This is a genomic window from Phenylobacterium sp. SCN 70-31, from assembly GCF_001724605.1.
Taxonomy (GTDB): Bacteria; Pseudomonadota; Alphaproteobacteria; order Caulobacterales; family Caulobacteraceae; genus Phenylobacterium.
This window is the reverse complement of record NZ_MEEX01000003.1, coordinates 66,214-81,775: the sequence shown is the minus strand read 5'-3', so window position 1 is coordinate 81,775 and position 15,562 is coordinate 66,214. Positions and strand designations below refer to the sequence as shown.

General features: G+C 73.8%; 14 protein-coding genes and 2 riboswitches. Of the genes, 9 read left to right on the top strand and 5 right to left on the bottom strand.

Translation table 11 applies throughout. The annotated features are described in order from the left end of the window. Positions 1-74 precede the first annotated feature (74 nt). The 5 genes from ABS78_RS01620 to cobU all read right to left on the bottom strand — a co-directional run bounded on the left by ABS78_RS01620 (position 75) and on the right by cobU (position 6,738). On the bottom strand, positions 75-449 hold the full coding sequence (locus tag ABS78_RS01620) for a DUF1636 domain-containing protein (RefSeq protein ID WP_293374217.1): 375 nt from the start codon (positions 447-449) through the stop codon (positions 75-77). Beyond that, on the bottom strand, positions 449-1,078 hold the full coding sequence (gene cobO, locus ABS78_RS01615; protein WP_293374215.1) for a cob(I)yrinic acid a,c-diamide adenosyltransferase: 630 nt from the start codon (positions 1,076-1,078) through the stop codon (positions 449-451). The genes ABS78_RS01620 and cobO overlap by 1 nt, the downstream gene beginning before the upstream one ends. Further along, positions 1,075-4,764, bottom strand: coding sequence for a cobaltochelatase subunit CobN (cobN, locus tag ABS78_RS01610; RefSeq protein WP_293374213.1), 3,690 nt, complete (start codon positions 4,762-4,764; stop codon positions 1,075-1,077). Before cobN ends, cobO begins: the two co-directional genes overlap by 4 nt. Further along, complete coding sequence (gene cobW / locus ABS78_RS01605) at positions 4,764-5,801, bottom strand: cobalamin biosynthesis protein CobW (RefSeq protein WP_293374211.1); 1,038 nt, start codon at positions 5,799-5,801, stop codon at positions 4,764-4,766. Before cobW ends, cobN begins: the two co-directional genes overlap by 1 nt. A 92-nt stretch (positions 5,802-5,893) precedes the next feature. Then, positions 5,894-6,089, bottom strand: a riboswitch (cobalamin riboswitch). A 19-nt stretch (positions 6,090-6,108) separates the two neighbouring features. Continuing rightward, positions 6,109-6,738, bottom strand: a complete 630-nt coding sequence (cobU, locus tag ABS78_RS01600; RefSeq protein WP_293374209.1) for a bifunctional adenosylcobinamide kinase/adenosylcobinamide-phosphate guanylyltransferase — start codon at positions 6,736-6,738, stop codon at positions 6,109-6,111. Positions 6,739-6,743: 5 nt separating this feature from the next. Further along, positions 6,744-6,949: riboswitch (cobalamin riboswitch) on the top strand. Positions 6,950-7,054: 105 nt separating this feature from the next. Between cobU and cobD the strand changes: the two genes are divergently transcribed. The 9 genes from cobD to ABS78_RS01555 are packed head-to-tail and all read left to right on the top strand — an operon-like array spanning position 7,055 to position 15,559. Then, positions 7,055-8,182 carry a threonine-phosphate decarboxylase CobD gene (cobD, locus tag ABS78_RS01595; RefSeq protein ID WP_293374207.1) on the top strand — a complete coding sequence of 376 codons (1,128 nt, stop codon included), beginning with the start codon at positions 7,055-7,057 and terminating at the stop codon, positions 8,180-8,182. Then, entirely contained in the window at positions 8,179-9,075 is an 897-nt protein-coding gene (locus ABS78_RS01590; protein WP_293374205.1) for an ABC transporter substrate-binding protein, read from the top strand. The genes cobD and ABS78_RS01590 overlap by 4 nt, the downstream gene beginning before the upstream one ends. After that, positions 9,072-10,058, top strand: a complete 987-nt coding sequence (locus tag ABS78_RS01585; RefSeq protein ID WP_293374203.1) for an iron ABC transporter permease — start codon at positions 9,072-9,074, stop codon at positions 10,056-10,058. The genes ABS78_RS01590 and ABS78_RS01585 overlap by 4 nt, the downstream gene beginning before the upstream one ends. Then, entirely contained in the window at positions 10,055-10,843 is a 789-nt protein-coding gene (locus tag ABS78_RS01580) for an ABC transporter ATP-binding protein (RefSeq protein WP_293374201.1), read from the top strand. Before ABS78_RS01585 ends, ABS78_RS01580 begins: the two co-directional genes overlap by 4 nt. Beyond that, positions 10,833-11,780 (top strand): adenosylcobinamide-phosphate synthase CbiB, encoded by a 948-nt coding sequence (gene cbiB, locus ABS78_RS01575; protein ID WP_293374199.1) that lies wholly within the window; start codon positions 10,833-10,835, stop codon positions 11,778-11,780. Before ABS78_RS01580 ends, cbiB begins: the two co-directional genes overlap by 11 nt. Beyond that, positions 11,768-13,267 (top strand): cobyric acid synthase, encoded by a 1,500-nt coding sequence (locus ABS78_RS01570; RefSeq protein ID WP_293374197.1) that lies wholly within the window; start codon positions 11,768-11,770, stop codon positions 13,265-13,267. The genes cbiB and ABS78_RS01570 overlap by 13 nt, the downstream gene beginning before the upstream one ends. Next, a complete protein-coding gene (gene cobT, locus ABS78_RS01565; protein WP_293374195.1) occupies positions 13,264-14,292 on the top strand; it encodes a nicotinate-nucleotide--dimethylbenzimidazole phosphoribosyltransferase in 1,029 nt (342 codons plus the stop codon). Before ABS78_RS01570 ends, cobT begins: the two co-directional genes overlap by 4 nt. Further along, positions 14,289-15,056: an adenosylcobinamide-GDP ribazoletransferase gene (gene cobS / locus ABS78_RS01560; protein WP_293374194.1), complete on the top strand. Its 768-nt coding sequence runs from the start codon at positions 14,289-14,291 to the stop codon at positions 15,054-15,056. Before cobT ends, cobS begins: the two co-directional genes overlap by 4 nt. Next, on the top strand, positions 15,047-15,559 hold the full coding sequence (locus ABS78_RS01555) for a protein tyrosine phosphatase (protein WP_293374192.1): 513 nt from the start codon (positions 15,047-15,049) through the stop codon (positions 15,557-15,559). The genes cobS and ABS78_RS01555 overlap by 10 nt, the downstream gene beginning before the upstream one ends. Positions 15,560-15,562: the final 3 nt, after the last annotated feature.

Here is a 15,562-nt window from a genome sequence, read left to right as displayed (position 1 = left end):
ATCGTCTTCTTCTCCCCAGATGTCTTGTCTTTGGAACCCGTCGCGGATGTCGAGCCCGGACGCTGCGGCGCCCGCTAGTCGCCCGGCGGCGAACGGGTGATGAAGTGGCCCTTCACGCCCTGGGGCCACCGGCGATAGGGGACGACCCCGTCCGCGCTCTCGGCGTAGGCGAGGGCGAACTCCAGGATGTCGGCGGCCTCGCGGCCGTCGGGCGAGAAGCGTCCGGCGACATAGCTGCACTTGCCCGGCGCGCGGAGATGGATGTTGCAGTGCTGGGCGCAGGACCAGAGGCATTCGACCCGCGAAACCCGCAGGGTTGCGAATCGGGGATCCCGCGCCGCGGACTCCAGCGCCTCGAACAGGCGCTGGCCGCCGCTGACGCCGGCGGGATCGTCCCGCTGGTCCTCGGCGAACCGGCATGTGGAGCAGACGACGATCTCGGCGGCCATCAGAACTCCACCCCGGCCTGGGCCTTCACGCCGCTGCGGAAGGGATGCTTCACCTGGGTCATCTCGGTGACGAGGTCGGCGATCTCGATCAGTTCCGGCCTGGCGTTGCGGCCGGTGACGACGACGTGGGTGTCGGCGGGCTTGGCCCGCAGGGTCTCCAGCACCTCGTCCAGCGGCAGATACTCGTAGCGCAGGACGATGTTCAGCTCGTCCAGGATCACCATCTTCCATTCGGGATCGAGGATGCGCGCCTTGGCGGCCTCCCAGGCGGCTCGGGCCTTTTCGATGTCGCGGGCGCGATCCTGGGTATCCCAGGTGAAGCCTTCACCCATGGGCCGCAACTCCACGAGGTCGGGGAATGCGGCGAAGACGGCGGCCTCGCCGGTCTCCATCGCGCCCTTGATGAACTGGATGATCGACACCTTCATGCCGTGGCCGATCATCCGGCAGGCCATGCCGAGGGCTGCGGTGGTCTTTCCCTTGCCGGGCCCGGTGTGGACGATGACGAGGCCGCGCTCGACGGTCTTTGTCTCCATCATCCGCGAGCGCGCGGCCTGGAGGGTCTTCATCTTCGCGTTGTGCCGGGCGTTGCGTTCGGCCTCGGTCTCGCGGTCTCGGGACTTGGTCATGCGGCCTCGGGAGGGATGAGGGAGTCGAGCGCCGGGGCGGCGCTGTTGGAGCGGGGTGTCCAGAACCCGCGGTCGATGGCTTCGCGCAAACGCCGGGCGATGTCACGCAGCGCGCCCGGATTGGCGTCGGCCAGGAAGGCGCGCACCGCGTCATCCTCGACGAAGGCGCGGTGAACCAGATCGAAATGGTGCGACCGCACGGCTCCGGTGGTCGCGGCGAAGGCGAAGAGATAGTCGACGCCCGCGGCGATCTCGGCCGCGCCGCGATAGTCGTGCCGCATGACGCCGGCGATCCATTTCGGATTGACGAAGCGGCCGCGCAGCACGCGGGCGATCTCCTCGTCCAGCGTGCGGACGACGGGCCGTTCGGGCCGCGAGTGATCGAGGTGATAGCCGACCGGCGCCGCGCCCCGCAGCGCGGTGATCGCGACCGCCAGCCCGCCCTCGAACTGGGCGTAGTCGTTGCTGTCCAGCAGGTCGTGTTCGCGGTTGTCCTGGTTCTGGACCACGGCGTCCGTGGCCGCCAGGCGCGCGCGCAGGGCCGGGCCGGCCGGCGCGCCGGCCTGGCCCGCGCCGTAGGCGTAGCCCGACCAGGCGAGGTACGCCTCGGCCAGTTCGTCGCGGGTTCGCCAGAGGCCGTCGTCGACGAGGGTCTGGAGCCCCGTGCCGAAGCCGCCGGGCGCGGCGCCGAACACGCGGGCGCGGGCGGCATCGCCCAGGCTGGCCGCTTCGTCCCGCCAGCGGGCGGCGGCGGGATTGTCGAGCGCGTCCTCGTCGAGGTCCTGGATCGCCCGCGCCGCCGAGGCCAGCAGGTCGACCTGGTCCACGAAGGCGTCGCGGAAGAGGCCCGAGATGCGCACCGTCACATCGACGCGCGGCCGTCCGAGCGCGGCGAGCGGAAGCACCTCCAACCCCGTCACGCGGCCGGTGGAGGTCTCCCACACGGGCCGGACACCCATGAGGGCCAGCGCCTGGGCGATGTCGTCGCCGCCCGTCCGCATGTTGGCGGTGCCCCACGCCGAGAGCGCGATCGCACGGGGATAGTCGCCCGTCCGCTGAAGATGGTCCTCCATCAGCATCTGGGCCGAGGCCCAGCCCAGCCGCCAGGCCGTCGGCGTGGGGACGGCGCGGGTGTCCACGGAGAAGAAGTTCCGGCCGGTGGGCAGGACGTCGGAACGGCCGCGCGTGGGGGCGCCCGACGGCCCGGGGCGCACGAAGCGGCCGGCGAGCCCGGCGAGCAGGCCGGCGCGCTCGTGCGCGCCGCAGGCGTCCACCGCCGGGCCCAGCTCCCCGTCCAGGCCCGCCAGCACCGCCCGGGTCCGGGCCCAACCTTCGCCGGCCCGGGGACGTCGCGACACCAGCCGCCAGGCCAGCCGTTCCAGGCGTTCCACGGTGTCGCCCGCCGTGCGCCAGGGGGCGTCGGACAGTCGGGCGAGGTCGGTCGGACGGGGACCGGTCCAGGGGTCGGCGAGGCGGGCGGCGAGGGGATCGAACCCCAGGGCGAGATCGTCGGCCAGCGCGCGCAGGAGCGAGGCGTCGCCGCCTTCGCCGTGGCGACGCGGCGCGCGGAGGAGAGCGACGAGCAGGCCGGTCCGTTGACCGCCCTCGGGCGAGCGTCCGAAGACGTGCAGGCCGTCGCGGATCTGAAGCTCCTTCAACTCGCAGAGGTGGTTGTCCAGCGCCGAGAGCGCGGCGTCCGGGTCGGACGGGTCGAGGCCGCAGTCGACGTCCAGGCCTTCACGGGCCGCCAGCGCCAGGATCTCGCGGCGCAGCGGAACCAGTCGGCGGGGATCGAGCCCCGAGGCGGCGTAGTATTCGTCCACCAGTTCTTCGAGCTGTTTCAGGGGGCCGTAGCTTCCGGCCCGCGTCAGGGGCGGGGTCAGGTGGCCCACGATCGCCGCGGCGGTGCGGCGCTTGGCCTGGGAGCCTTCACCCGGGTCGTTGACGATGAATGGATAGAGCTGTGGCGTCGGACCCAGGATCGCCCGGGGGAAGCAGGCGTCCGACAGGGCCAGGGCCTTGCCCGGAAGCCATTCCAGGGTGCCGTGCTTGCCGGCGTGGACCACGGCGTGCGCGCCGAAGGCGTGGCGCAGCCAGGCGTAGAAGGCCAGATAGCCGTGCGGCGGGACCAACGTCGCGTCGTGGTAGGTCGTCTTGGGGTCGAGGCCATAGCCGCGGCCGGGTTGGACGCCTACCACCACGCCGCCGAAGCGGTGCGCGGCGATCCGGAAGGCCCTGGCGTCTGGATCGAACGCGGGGTCGGCCTCGGGCGGACCCCAGCGCTCGGTCACCGCCTGGACGATCCCGGCCGGCAGGCCGGCGAGGAACGCCTCGTACCGGGCCAGGGGCAATTGCGCAGAGGGTTGTCGCGAGGGAGGCTTGCCGACCAGGCGCCGCATCAGCGCGCGGCCGGAGTCTGGCGCGCCACGGACGTCGTAACCCTCGTCCCGCAACGTCGCCAGCAGGTCGGCGACACTGGCCGGGGTGTCCAGGCCTACGCCGTTGCCGATGCGGCTGTCGCGGCTCGGATAGTTGGCCAGCACGAACGCGATCCGCCGCTCCGCGGGCGGCGCGCGGCGCAGGCGTGTCCAGGCGGCGGCCAGGTCGCAGGCGAACGCGAGTTGATCGGGATCGGCCACATGCCGGACGATGGCGCACTGGGTGTCCGCGTCGAATGCGGCCTCGGCCTTGAAGGCGACCGCGCCGGCGAAGAGACGGCCGTCGACCTCGGGCAGGGCGACGTTCATGGCCAGGTCGCGGGCGCCCAGGCCCCGGCCGTCGGCGTCCCAGGCCTCCCGACTGACGCCGGCGAAGGCGAGTTGCAGGACCGGAGCGTCGGAGGCCGCGAGCACGCCGCCATCGGCGTCCGCAGGCGATCCCGTGGCGAAGGCGGTGGTGTTCAGCACCACGTCCGGAGGCGCCTGGGCGAAGGTGCGCGCCAGGATATCGGCGGCGAACGCGTCCTTAAGGCTGGCCACGAAGACGGGCAGGGGGTTGAGCCCGCGGTCCAGCAGCGTCGCGACCGCCGCGTCGATCGCGCCGGTCGCCCCCGCGGCGAGGTAGGCGCGGTAGAAGACCAGTGCGGCCACCGGGGCGCCCGGTCTCCAGGCGGCCCGCACATCGTCGAGGCCCGGCGCCTCGCGGCCGGGCCAGTAGAGTCCCGCCCGCAGCAGGGGACGGGGTTCGGACCAGACGGCCGGGCCGCCGACGAGGGCGTGGGCATAGCGCAGGAAGTTGTCGGCGTTGTCGGGACCGCCCTCGCGCAGGTACGCCGTCAACCGCCGCCGGGCCGCCGGGGGAAGGATGGAGAGGGCGCGCGAGTCCGCGTCGTCGTCATCGTCCAGCAGGGCGGCGAACGCCACGCCGGCGGACCGGCAGGCGGCGGCGATTTCGTCGAGGCCATAGGGCCAGTAGCCCCGGCCGCCCAGCAGGCGCACGACCACCAGCCGGGCCCGGCGGATCACCTGTTCGACATAGATGTCCACCGACAGCGGGTGGCGCAGGACCAGCGGGCTGGCGAGCCGGAGCGTCGGCGCGCCGGCCGGCCGCCGTGCGGCCGCCGCGGCGAGCGCCGCAAGGTCGGTGTCGTTGGCCGATAGGACGACGATGTCGCCGGGCGTCTGGCCCAGGTCGACCGCCTCGGTCCCGTCGAGCACCGCGCCCGGCTGGATCGCCAGAAGGTGCATCAGCCCAGGGAAGCCCGGAGGCCCGGAGTCAGGGCGGCCTGGTCCAGGCCTTTCTCACCGATGACGACCAGCCTGGATTCCCGGGCTTCGCCCTCGCGCCAGGGGCGGTCGAAATAGGTCTGGATGCGTGGGCCGACGGCCTGGACGATGAGGCGCGCAGGCTTGCCGGCCACCGCCACCACGCCCTTCAGCCGCAGGATGTCGTGCGCCTCGATCAGGGGCAGGAGAGCCGCGGCGAGCGCCTCGGGCGAGCCGGTCTCCGGGCCGGCGACGACGAAGCTGTCGAAGTCGTCGTGGTCGTGGCCGTCCGCCATGCCGTCGTGATGCGACGGGCGGCTGTCGAGGTCGTCCTCGGCCGCCACGCCCAGGCCCAGCAGGGCGGCCGGCGGCACGTCGCCCTGGGTGGCGTGGATCACCTTGGCGCCGGGCCGCAGGTGCTCGCGCACAGCCGCCTCGACGGCGGCGCGACCGGCGGCGGGCACGAGGTCCATCTTGTTGAGGATCACCAGATCCGCGCAGGCGATCTGCTCCTCGAAAAGCTCCTCCAGCGGGGTCTCGTGGTCGAGCGTCGGGTCTTCGGCGCGGGCGGCGGCGACGGCGGCTTCGTCGGCGGCGAAACGGCCCCGGGCCACCGCGTCGGCGTCGATCATCGCCACCACGCCGTCCACGGTGGCGCGCGTGCGCACGTCGGGCCAGGTGAAGGCCTTCACCAGCGGCTTGGGCAGGGCCAGCCCCGAGGTCTCCACGATGATGTGCTCGGGCGGATCGGGCCGGTCGATGAGTTTCGTCATCGTCGGAAGGAAGTCGTCGGCCACGGTGCAGCAGATGCAGCCGTTGGCGAGTTCGACGATGTCGTCCTCGGCGCAGCCCTCGATCCCGCAGCCCTTCAGGATGTCGCCGTCGATGCCGACGTCGCCGAACTCGTTGACGATGACGGCGAGGCGGCGACCGTTCGCCTTCTCCAGCAGGCTGCGGACGAGGGTGGTCTTGCCCGAGCCCAGGAAGCCGGTGACGACGGTGGTGGGGATCTTGGCCATGCGCATCTCCAGCGAGGGGCGGACGATGCATGACGGCGTGCGGCGCGCCGGAAGCCGGCGCCGCGACGATCCGTCAGGCGCCCTCCGCACCCGGGTTTCGTATCCGTCGAGGCCGGTCTCCTGGCTCTTGCTCTCGACGCGGCGCCTTCCCGGGACGGACCCAGTGGCGTTCGCCGCGCGATTGACGAGCAATCACAGTTGCGGGGGCAGCTGCGGCCTTGGCCCCGGAGAGCCGCACCGCATTCCCGGGAACCTCTCGGTTCCCATGCCTCGACGGCTCAAGGCCTAAGCCCATGACCCCAGGGGGTCAAGGCGCGCTGTCGGCCCCGACGATCGCGGGCGGGATCGGGTCGGTTTCGGAACGGGGCTTTACGGTGAGGGGCAAGCCGGCGACCAGCAGGACCACCTCGTCGGCCCGGGCGGCGAGCGCCTGGTGCAGTCGCCCGGCCTCGTCGCGGAATCTCCGGCTGAGGGCGTTGTCGGGCACGATTCCCAGGCCCACCTCGTTGCTCACCACCCACAGCCGGGCCGGCGTGCGCGCCAGCGCGGCGAGCAGGCCGTCGCGCGCCGCCACGACGTCGTTCCCGCCAAGGATCAGGTTGGTGAGCCAGAGGGTGAGACAGTCGATCACCGCGACATCGCCCGGGGCGAGCGCGTCCACCGCGGCGGCCAGGTCGAGGGGCGCTTCCACGGTGCGCCAGCGATCGCCGCGATCCGCCCGGTGGCGCGCGATGCGGTCGGACATCTCGGCGTCGAAGGCCTGGGCGGTGACGATCATGACGGGCGTCGCCATCGCCGGAGCGGCGGCCGCCACCGCACCGGCCGCCTCAGCACCGGCCGCCTCCGCACTGGCCTGGGCGTAGGCGCTCTTGCCCGAGCGGGCGCCGCCCAGCACGAAGGTCAGCTTCTGGGGCGCAATTGACTGTCCGGAGCGCACGCTCTAACCCCGATCCTGCGTCAGGTTCCTCGAAAGAGGATGAAAAGGGAACGGGGTATCTCAGGCCCCGGCTGTCCCCGCAACTGTAGGCGGTGAGCCCGCGCGTCAAAGGTCACTGGACTGCCGGCCTCGTTCGGCCAGGTCCGGGAAGGCGACGCGCACCGGCGACGATCCGCGAGCCAGGAGACCTGCCCGGCGTCGTCGTTCTTCACCCGGCCGGGGCGTGCCGAGTGGACGGGGAGGTCCCGCGCAACGGCAGGCAAACCACGTCCCGAGGCCGGGCAGGCCGCGCGGGCGGCCTTCGGAGGGACGGGCGATGGCCATGCGGCCGCATGCGCCGGATCGGATGACGGACACCCCCGCCGGCGCGCGCGGGGCGGTCGCCGCCGCGCCGGCCGCGATCCCGCCCGTGGTCGCCGGGTCGGCCGAAACTCAGGACGCCTTCGCCGCGCACGCCGCCGCGCACGGGGGCCGGTTGTCGGCCGCCATGACGGCGTATCCGAACGCGCCCACGCCGTGGCTCGACCTCTCCACGGGGATCAATCCGGAGCCCTGGCCCGGCGCCCGGGCCCCGGCCGACCTGCTGGCCCGGCTGCCGGACCCGGTCCAACTGGCCGGGCTGGAGGCCGCCGCGGCGCGCGCCTTCGGCATGGCCGATCCGGCGCGGGTGGTGGCGACGGGCGGCGCCGAGGCGGGGCTGCGTCTCCTGCCACGAGTGATCCACGCCGCGGACGTCGACATCGTCTCGCCGACCTATTCCGGCCACGAGTCGGCCTGGCGGACGGGCGCGACGCGCGTCCACCGGATCGGAGCCGAGCACATGCGCGCCTCGGCCGCCTGTGTGCTGGCGCTGGTCAATCCCAACAATCCGGACGGGCGCGCGCTGGGCCGGGAGCCCCTCTCCGACCTGATCGCCCGTCGGACGGCCGCTCGGCTCTGGACGATCGTGGACGAGTCCTTCGTGGAGACCGAGCCCGGCCTGAGCGTGGCCGATCTCGCCTCGGACCGGCTCGTCGTCCTGCGGTCGTTCGGCAAGTTCTACGGCCTGCCGGGTCTGCGGCTGGGCTTCGCGATCGCGCCACCGGGGATCGCGGAACGGCTGCGAACCCTCCAGGGCGAGTGGCCGGTGAGCTCCGAGGCGATCGTCATGGGGAGCGGGGCGTACGCCGATCGCACGTGGCGGACGCACGCCGAGGCGCGCTTGCGGCTCCAGGCGGAGGCGCTGGACGATCTGCTCGTCCGTCGCGGCCTTACCGTACTGGGCGGAACCAGCCTCTTCCGACTGGTGTCGGTGAGCGGTGCGAGGCGCGTCTTCGATGGTCTGTGCCGGGCTGGAATTCTGACGCGCCCCTTCACGGGCCCGGCGGATTGGCTGCGGTTCGGGCTGCCGCCGCAACAGGATCTGGGCCGGCTCGACGACGCGCTGCGGCAGGCGATGCGATGAGCTGGGGGCGGCGCGAGGTGCTGGCGGCGGGTCTGGCGGGGAGTCTTGCGGGGGGGCTCGCCCCTGGTGCGGCCTTGGGCGCGATCCCCGACCCCGTGCGAGCTCCGGGTCCGGCCGCGCCGCGCCGCGTCGTGTCGCTCAACGCCTGTCTGGACGTGATCCTCGTCCATCTCGCGGACCGGGACCAGATCGCGGCCCTCAGTCACTACGCCCGCGATCCGGGCAGTTCGACCATCGCGCCGCTGGCGCGCACCTTGCCCTTCACCTGGGAGAGCGCCGAGGAGGTGATCGCGTTGCGGCCCGATCTGGTTCTGGCGAGCCGCCATTCCGCGCCGGCGACGCGCAACGCGCTTCAGCGGCTGGGCGTGCGGACGGAGAGGTTCTCGACGCCCAGGACCATCGCCGAGAGCCTGGAGCAGGTGGCGCGGGTGGCTGGTCTGGTGGGGCGTTCGGCGCGCGGCGCGGCGCTCGTCGCCCGCATCGAGGCGGCGCTGAGCGCCGCGAGGCCTGTCCCCGGAACGCCGCCGATGACCGCCCTGGTCTATCAGCCGAACGGCTTCAGTCCCGGACCGGGCACGCTGGCCGACGAACTCATGACGCTGGCGGGCTTCGAAAACGTCGCCCGGCGCTACGGCCTGAAGTCCTGGGGCAACGTGCCGCTGGAACGTCTGCTCGCCGACCCGCCTCAGGTGCTTCTGGTGGGCGAGCCGTCGCCGGGGCTGCGGAGCTGGGCCGACCGGGTGATGACCCATCCCGCCCTGGCTTCGCTCGAAGGCCGGATGCGGCAGGCGCGGCTGCCCGAACAGCTGCTCTACTGCGGCGGACCGGTGCTGATCGACGCCGCCGGCGCGCTGGCGGCGGCGCGGCGAGATCTGGGCGCGCGCGCCACATGACCCCCTGGCCGAGATGGGGCGTCTACGCCGCGGCGGCGGGCCTGCTTGCGATCCTGGCGTTCGCCAGCCTGAGCGCGGGCCGGGTGTGGGTGCCGTGGTCGGCCTGGTCGGCGACCGCCGACGATCCGCGCTGGGCGATCGTCTTCGGGCTGCGGGCGCCGCGCACGCTGCTGGCGATCCTGGTCGGCGGCGCACTGGGCCTCTCCGGAGCCGCCTTGCAAGGCTACACGCGCAACGCGCTGGCCGATCCCGGCGTGCTGGGCGTCTCGGCCATGGCCGCGTTCGGGGCGGTGGCGACCCTCTATTTCGGTCTGGCGGGCGGGGCGCCCTGGGTGTTGCCGGCCGCCGCCATGATCGGGGCGGGGGCAGGGGTGGTGGTGCTGCTGGCCCTGGCGGGCGCCACCTCCAGCCTCGTCACCTTCATCCTGGCGGGAGTGATCGTGCAGACGATCGCCGGCGCCGGCGTGGCGCTGGCGCTCAACCTGGCTCCCGATCCCTGGTCGGTGAACGAGATCGTCAACTGGCTGATGGGGTCGCTGGCCGACCGCAGCGTCGAGGAGGTCCGGCTGGCCGCCCCCGGCGTGCTGGCGGGATGCGCCCTGCTGCTGACGCTCGGGCGGTCGCTGGATGCGCTGACCCTGGGCGAGACCGGCGCGCGCTCGCTGGGAGTCGACCTCGGCCGGGCGCGGCTGCTGCTGGCGGTGGGCGTGGCGCTGGCGGTCGGCTCCAGCGTTGCGGTCACCGGCGTGATCGGGTTCGTGGGGCTGGTGACGCCGCACCTGTTGCGGCCCTTCGTGGGCGCGCGGCCGGGCGCGCTGCTGCTGCCATCGTTCCTGGGCGGGGCGATCCTGGTCCTGGCGGCCGACATCCTGGTGCGGCTGACGCCGGCGGCGACCGAGGTGAAGCTGAGCGTCGCGATGACGGCCCTGGGCGGCCCGTTCTTCCTGGCCATCCTTATCGGCATGCGGCGGAGGCTGGCGTGAGCGACGCCCAAGCCCGCCCGATCGAGGCCCGGAACCTCGAGGTCGCCCTGGGCGGCGCGCCGATCCTGCGCGACGTCAGCCTGGCGCTGGCCCCGCGGGCCGTCACCGCCATCGTCGGCCCCAACGGCGCGGGGAAATCGACCTTGCTCGAGACTCTGGCCGGCCTGCGGCGGCCGGACACCGGCGCGGTCGACCTCGACGGCGCCCCGCTGCTGGGAATGAAGCCGCGCGAGAGGGCCCGGCGGGTGGGCTTCCTGCCTCAGACGCCGGAAGTGGCCTGGGCGGTCACGGTGCGGACCTTCGTCGGCCTGGGCCGCACCGCCTATACCGGGCCGTGGGGGCTCGGCCGCGAGGACCACGAGGCGGTGGAGGCGGCCATGAGCGCGGCCGGCGTGAGCGATTTCGCCGAACGGGTGGTGACGACCTTGTCCGGCGGGGAGCGGGCCCGGGTGTTCGTCGCCCGCGCGCTGGCGGGCCGGCCGGCGTGGCTGCTGGCCGATGAGCCGCTCACCGGGCTGGACCCTGGTCATGCGCTCGATGCGCTGGCCCTGTTCCGCGGCCTCGCGGAGCAGGGGAGCGGCGTGGTCGTCACCCTGCACGACCTGTCCCTGGCCGCGCGCGTCGCCGACCGCGTCGTGGTGCTGGCGCAGGGCCGTATCGTCGCCGACGGGCCGCCGGAGTCTTGCCTCGCGCCCGAGGTCCTGCGCGCGGCCTATGGCGTGGAGGCGGTGATCGTCCAGGGGGCGGAAGGGCCGTTGATCGAGGTCCTGCGGCGTGCCGGCTGACCCGCTCCTGGTTCTGGCCGCCGCCGGGCTGGACGCCGCCGTGGGATACCCCGACCGGCTGCATCGGCGGCTTCCGCATCCGGTGGTCTGGGCGGGGTCGGCGATCTCGACCCTGGAGCGGGCCTGGAACCGGCCGGCCCTGTCCGGCGCGATGCGGCGGGCTCTGGGCGCGGCCACCGTCCTGCTGGTGGGCGGCGGCGCGGCGGCGCTGGGGTGGGGCCTGGAATGGGGGGTCGGCTTCGTATCCTGGCCCGTCGGGATGATGCTGGCCGCCCTGGCGGGATCGGTCGGCCTGGCGCAGCGCAGCCTGTACGACCACGTCCTTGCCGTGTTGCGACCGCTGGAGGCGGGCGACCTCCCGGGCGCGCGTCGGGCCGTCGGCATGATCGTGGGCCGGGACACCGGGACCCTGGACGAGGCCGGCGTCGCCGCCGCGGCGCTGGAGAGCCTGGCCGAGAGTTTCAACGACGGCGTGGCCGCGCCGGTCTTCTGGTTCGTCCTGGGCGGCCTGCCGGGCCTCTTCGCCTACAAGGCGGTGAACACCGCCGACAGCCTGATCGGACACCGCGAACCCCGCTGGCGCGACTTCGGCTGGGCGGCCGCGCGCACGGACGATCTCATGAACCTGATCCCGGCGCGGCTGGCCGGCGCTGTGGTGGCCCTGGCGGGCGCGGGCGGCTGGCGCGCGATGTGGCGGGATGCGCCCAAGCACGCCTCGCCCAACGCGGGGTGGCCCGAGGCGGCGATGGCCGGCGCGCTTCGGGTCCGCCTGGGCGGCCCGGCGTCGTACGACGGCGAGGCCCACGACCGGCCGGTGTTCGGCGAGGGGCGCGCGCCCACATCCGCGGATCTGCGCCGCGGGCTTTCGGTCTATGTGCGGGCGTGCGGCCTGCTGTGGGCCGCGCTGGCGATAGGAGCGTTCGCATGGCCGCGCTGATGCTCCAGGGCTGCGGGTCGGACGTGGGCAAGTCGGTGCTGGTGGCCGGGCTCTGCCGGCTGTTCGCGAACCGCGGGTTCAGGGTGCGCCCCTTCAAGCCGCAGAACATGTCCAACAACGCCGCGGTCACCGCCGACGGGGGCGAGATCGGCCGCGCCCAGGCGCTCCAGGCGCTGGCCTGCCGCACGCCGCCGACCGTCGACATGAACCCCGTCCTGCTCAAGCCGCAGTCGGACGTGGGCGCGCAACTCGTGGTGCGGGGGCGGATGGCGGGGACGTGGAAGGCGGCCGGCTATCAGCACCGCAAGGCCGCCCTGCTGCCCACCGTGGTCGAAAGTTTCCGCCGGCTGGAGGGCGAGGCGGACCTGGTGATCGTGGAGGGCGCCGGTAGCCCGGCGGAAACGAACCTGAGGGCCAACGACATCGCCAACATGGGTTTCGCCCACGCCGCGGACGTTCCCGTCGTGCTGGTCGGCGACATCGACCGCGGCCATGTGATCGCCAGCCTGGTCGGGGCGCAGGTGGTGCTGGACGAGGCGGATCGGAATCGGGTGAAAGGCTTTCTGATCAACAAGTTTCGGGGTGATCCTCGCCTTTTCGACGGGGGTCGGACGGAGATCTCCGCGCGCACGGGCTGGGCGGACTTCGGCATGGTCCCGTGGCTCGGAGCCGCCGCGCGCCTGCCCGCCGAGGACGCGGTCGTGCTCGAACACGTCCGGGACGGGGCGCGGCGAGCCGTGACCATCGCGGTCCCGATGCTGTCGCGGATCGCCAATTTCGACGACTTCGATCCCCTGCGGGCCGAGCCGGACGTGGACCTCAGGTTCGTGCCGCCCGGCCGTGCGTTGCCCGGAGACGCGGACCTGGTGATCCTGCCGGGCTCCAAGGCGACGCTGGCCGACCTGGGGTTCCTGCGCGAACAGGGCTGGGACGTGGATCTCGCCGCCCATGTCCGGCGCGGCGGTCGCGTGCTGGGGGTGTGCGGCGGCTACCAGATGCTGGGTCGGCGCGTGAGCGACCCCACGGGCGTGGAAGGACCGCCCGGCGCCGCGAACGGCCTGGGCCTGCTGCCGGTGGAGACGGTGCTGACCGGCGACAAGGTGCTGCGGCCGGTGCATGGGACGATGCTGGGCGCGCGGTTCGAGGGCTACGAGATGCACGTCGGCCGCACCACGGGCGCCGCCGCGCCGTGGCTCGAGATCGCCGATGGGCCAGCCGATGCGGATCGGGGCTGCGTGTCGTCCGATGGACGGATCATGGGCGCCTATGTCCACGGGCTGTTCGCCGCGGCCGAGGCCCGCGCCGCGTTCCTGGCGATGCTCGGCGCCGAGAGCCGGATCGGCGACTACGGCGGCGTGGTGGACGCCGCCCTGGACGAGATCGCCGAGGTGCTGGCGGGCGCCCTGGACATCGCTGGGCTGGCCACGCTGGCGGGTGTCGGGTTGGGCGGCGTCGGGCCGGCAGGGGTGGGGAGCGCGGGCGGATGAAGGTGGTCCCGACGGCGGACGCAGCCCTGGCCGTCGCCGTGCAGGCGCGGCTGGACGGCAAGGCCAAGCCCCCGGGCGCGCTGGGCCGCATCGAGGCGCTGGCCCTGCGACTGGCAATGATCCGCGGCTCGGCCGAGGTCCGCGCCGACAAGGCCCTGCTGCTGCTCTGCGCCGGGGATCATGGCCTCGCGGAGGCCGGCGTGTCGGCCTATCCGGCTTCGGTGACCCGGGCGATGGTGGCCACCCTGCTGGCGGGAAAGGCCAGCGCCAACGCCTTCGCCCGCGCCGTGGGGGCCGAGGTGCTGGTTGTGGACGCCGGCGTGGCGGCCGACCTCGCGCCGCATCCCGGCCTGCTGGACGCCAAGGTCGGGCGGGGCACGGCGAACGCGGTGGTCGGGTCGGCCATGACCGTTCCGGAGGCCAGGGACGCCCTGGCGCGCGGGGCGGCCATCGCCCGCGAGCACCTCGCCGAGGGCCGATTCGAGGTGCTGCTACTGGGCGAGATGGGCATCGGCAACAGCGCCTCGGCCGCGCTGCTGATGCACCGCCTGGCGCCGGCGCCGCTGGCCGACTGCATCGGCGCGGGCGCCGGCCATGACGCGGAGGGGATGAGGCGCAAGGCCGCCGCGCTGGAGGCGGCCGCGCGACGGACGCCCGCCACCGCACCCCTGGAGGTGCTGGCCGAGTTCGGGGGCTTCGAGATCGCCATGATGGCCGGCGCGGTCCTGGGCGCGGCCGCGGTGCGGCGGCCGGTGATCGTCGACGGCTTCATCGGCTCGGCCGCCGCCCTGGTCGCGGTGCGGCTGGAGCCTGCGGCGAAGGACTACCTGATCTTCTCCCATCGCTCGGCCGAGAAGGGGCATGCCCGGATGCTGGAGGCGCTGAAGGCGCGACCGTTGCTGGACCTGTCGCTGCGGCTGGGCGAAGGCACGGGAGCCCTGCTGGCGCTGCCGCTGGTGCGCGCCGCCGCGCGCCTGCTGACCGATGTGGCCCAGTTGGATGAAGTTCTGGGAGGACAGGTTTGAATTTCCGTCGGGAAATGGTGCTGCTTGTCGTGGCGGCGCAGTTCCTGACCCGCCTTCCGGCGCCGCGCCTGTCCGCCTTCGAGCCCGACTGGGTGACGCGCAGCGCCCGCTGGTTCCCGCTGGTGGGCCAACTGGTGGGGGCGATCGCCGGCGTCGTCTTCGTGGGCGCAGCGCAGTTGTGGCCGCCCGCGGTGGCCGCCGTCCTCGCGCTGGCGGCCGGTCTGCTGGTCACGGGCGCACTGCACGAGGACGGCCTCGCCGACACGGCCGACGGCCTGTTCGGAGGCGCCACGCCCGCCCGCCGGATCGAGATCATGAAGGACAGCCGAATCGGGACCTACGGCGTCCTGGCCCTGGTCGTGGCGGTCGGGTTGAAGGTTGCGGGCCTGGCGGCGCTTGCGCCGGCGGCGGCGTTCTGGGCGCTGGTCGCCGTCCACGGCCTGGGCCGCGCCGCGGCGGTGACGGCCATGCGGCTTACGCCCTATGCGCCCGAGGGGCGACCCACCCGCTGGACGCCGGCGCAGGCCGGGGTGCGGACCTGGGAGCTGGCCTTTTCCCTGATGTTGGCGGCCTGGCCGCTGGCGATGCTCGGTCCCCTCGCGGCGGGGGCGGCGGTGCTGGGCGCGGCCCTGGGCGCGGCGGTCGTGATCGGGGTCGCTTGGCGCCGGCTCGGCGGCCATACCGGCGATGTCCTGGGCGCCGTGGAACAGACGGCCGAGGTCTGCGCCCTGCTGGGTGTCGTGGCGGTCGCGACATGCGCCTGATCGTCGGGCCGGAACGCCATGCGGGTCGGGCGCCGATGGCGGAGGCCGATCTGCTGGTGCTGCGCTCTCCGGCCGCCGAAGGCGCGGGACCGCAGAGTGCTCGACGGCGCCTGGAACTCCGGTTCAACGACATCGCCGAACCGCGCGTCGGGCTCACGCCGCCGGACGCGGCGCTGGTCGGGGAGATCCTGGCCTTCGGCCGCGACGCCGCGACGCTCGCCGTCTTCTGCTACGCTGGCGTCAGCCGCTCGACGGCGGCTGCCTACGCCGTCGCCTGTCAGGCCACGGCGCCGGGGCGGGAGGCCGAGCTGGCCCAGGCCCTGAGGTCGTTGTCGCCGGCCGCCACGCCCAATCCGCTGATGGTGGCCCTGGCGGACGCCGCGCTCGCCCGGGGCGGCCGGATGGTCGCCGCCATCGCCGCCATCGGCCGTGGGGCGGAGGCGTTTGAAGGACCGCTGTTCGAATGGCGGCCCGTCACCGGGTCGGCGGTGACCCGGGGGTGACTT

Bases quoted from the DNA above. Each gene is read 5' to 3' on its own strand.
- ABS78_RS01620 (WP_293374217.1), bottom strand. From the start codon at position 449: ATGGCCGCCGAGATCGTCGTCTGCTCCACATGCCGGTTCGCCGAGGAC.
- cobO (WP_293374215.1), bottom strand. From the start codon at position 1,078: ATGACCAAGTCCCGAGACCGCGAGACCGAGGCCGAACGCAACGCCCGG.
- cobN (WP_293374213.1), bottom strand. From the start codon at position 4,764: ATGCACCTTCTGGCGATCCAGCCGGGCGCGGTGCTCGACGGGACCGAG.
- cobW (WP_293374211.1), bottom strand. From the start codon at position 5,801: ATGGCCAAGATCCCCACCACCGTCGTCACCGGCTTCCTGGGCTCGGGC.
- cobD (WP_293374207.1), top strand. From the start codon at position 7,055: ATGGCCATGCGGCCGCATGCGCCGGATCGGATGACGGACACCCCCGCC.
- ABS78_RS01590 (WP_293374205.1), top strand. From the start codon at position 8,179: ATGAGCTGGGGGCGGCGCGAGGTGCTGGCGGCGGGTCTGGCGGGGAGT.
- ABS78_RS01585 (WP_293374203.1), top strand. From the start codon at position 9,072: ATGACCCCCTGGCCGAGATGGGGCGTCTACGCCGCGGCGGCGGGCCTG.
- ABS78_RS01570 (WP_293374197.1), top strand. From the start codon at position 11,768: ATGGCCGCGCTGATGCTCCAGGGCTGCGGGTCGGACGTGGGCAAGTCG.
- cobT (WP_293374195.1), top strand. From the start codon at position 13,264: ATGAAGGTGGTCCCGACGGCGGACGCAGCCCTGGCCGTCGCCGTGCAG.
- ABS78_RS01555 (WP_293374192.1), top strand. From the start codon at position 15,047: ATGCGCCTGATCGTCGGGCCGGAACGCCATGCGGGTCGGGCGCCGATG.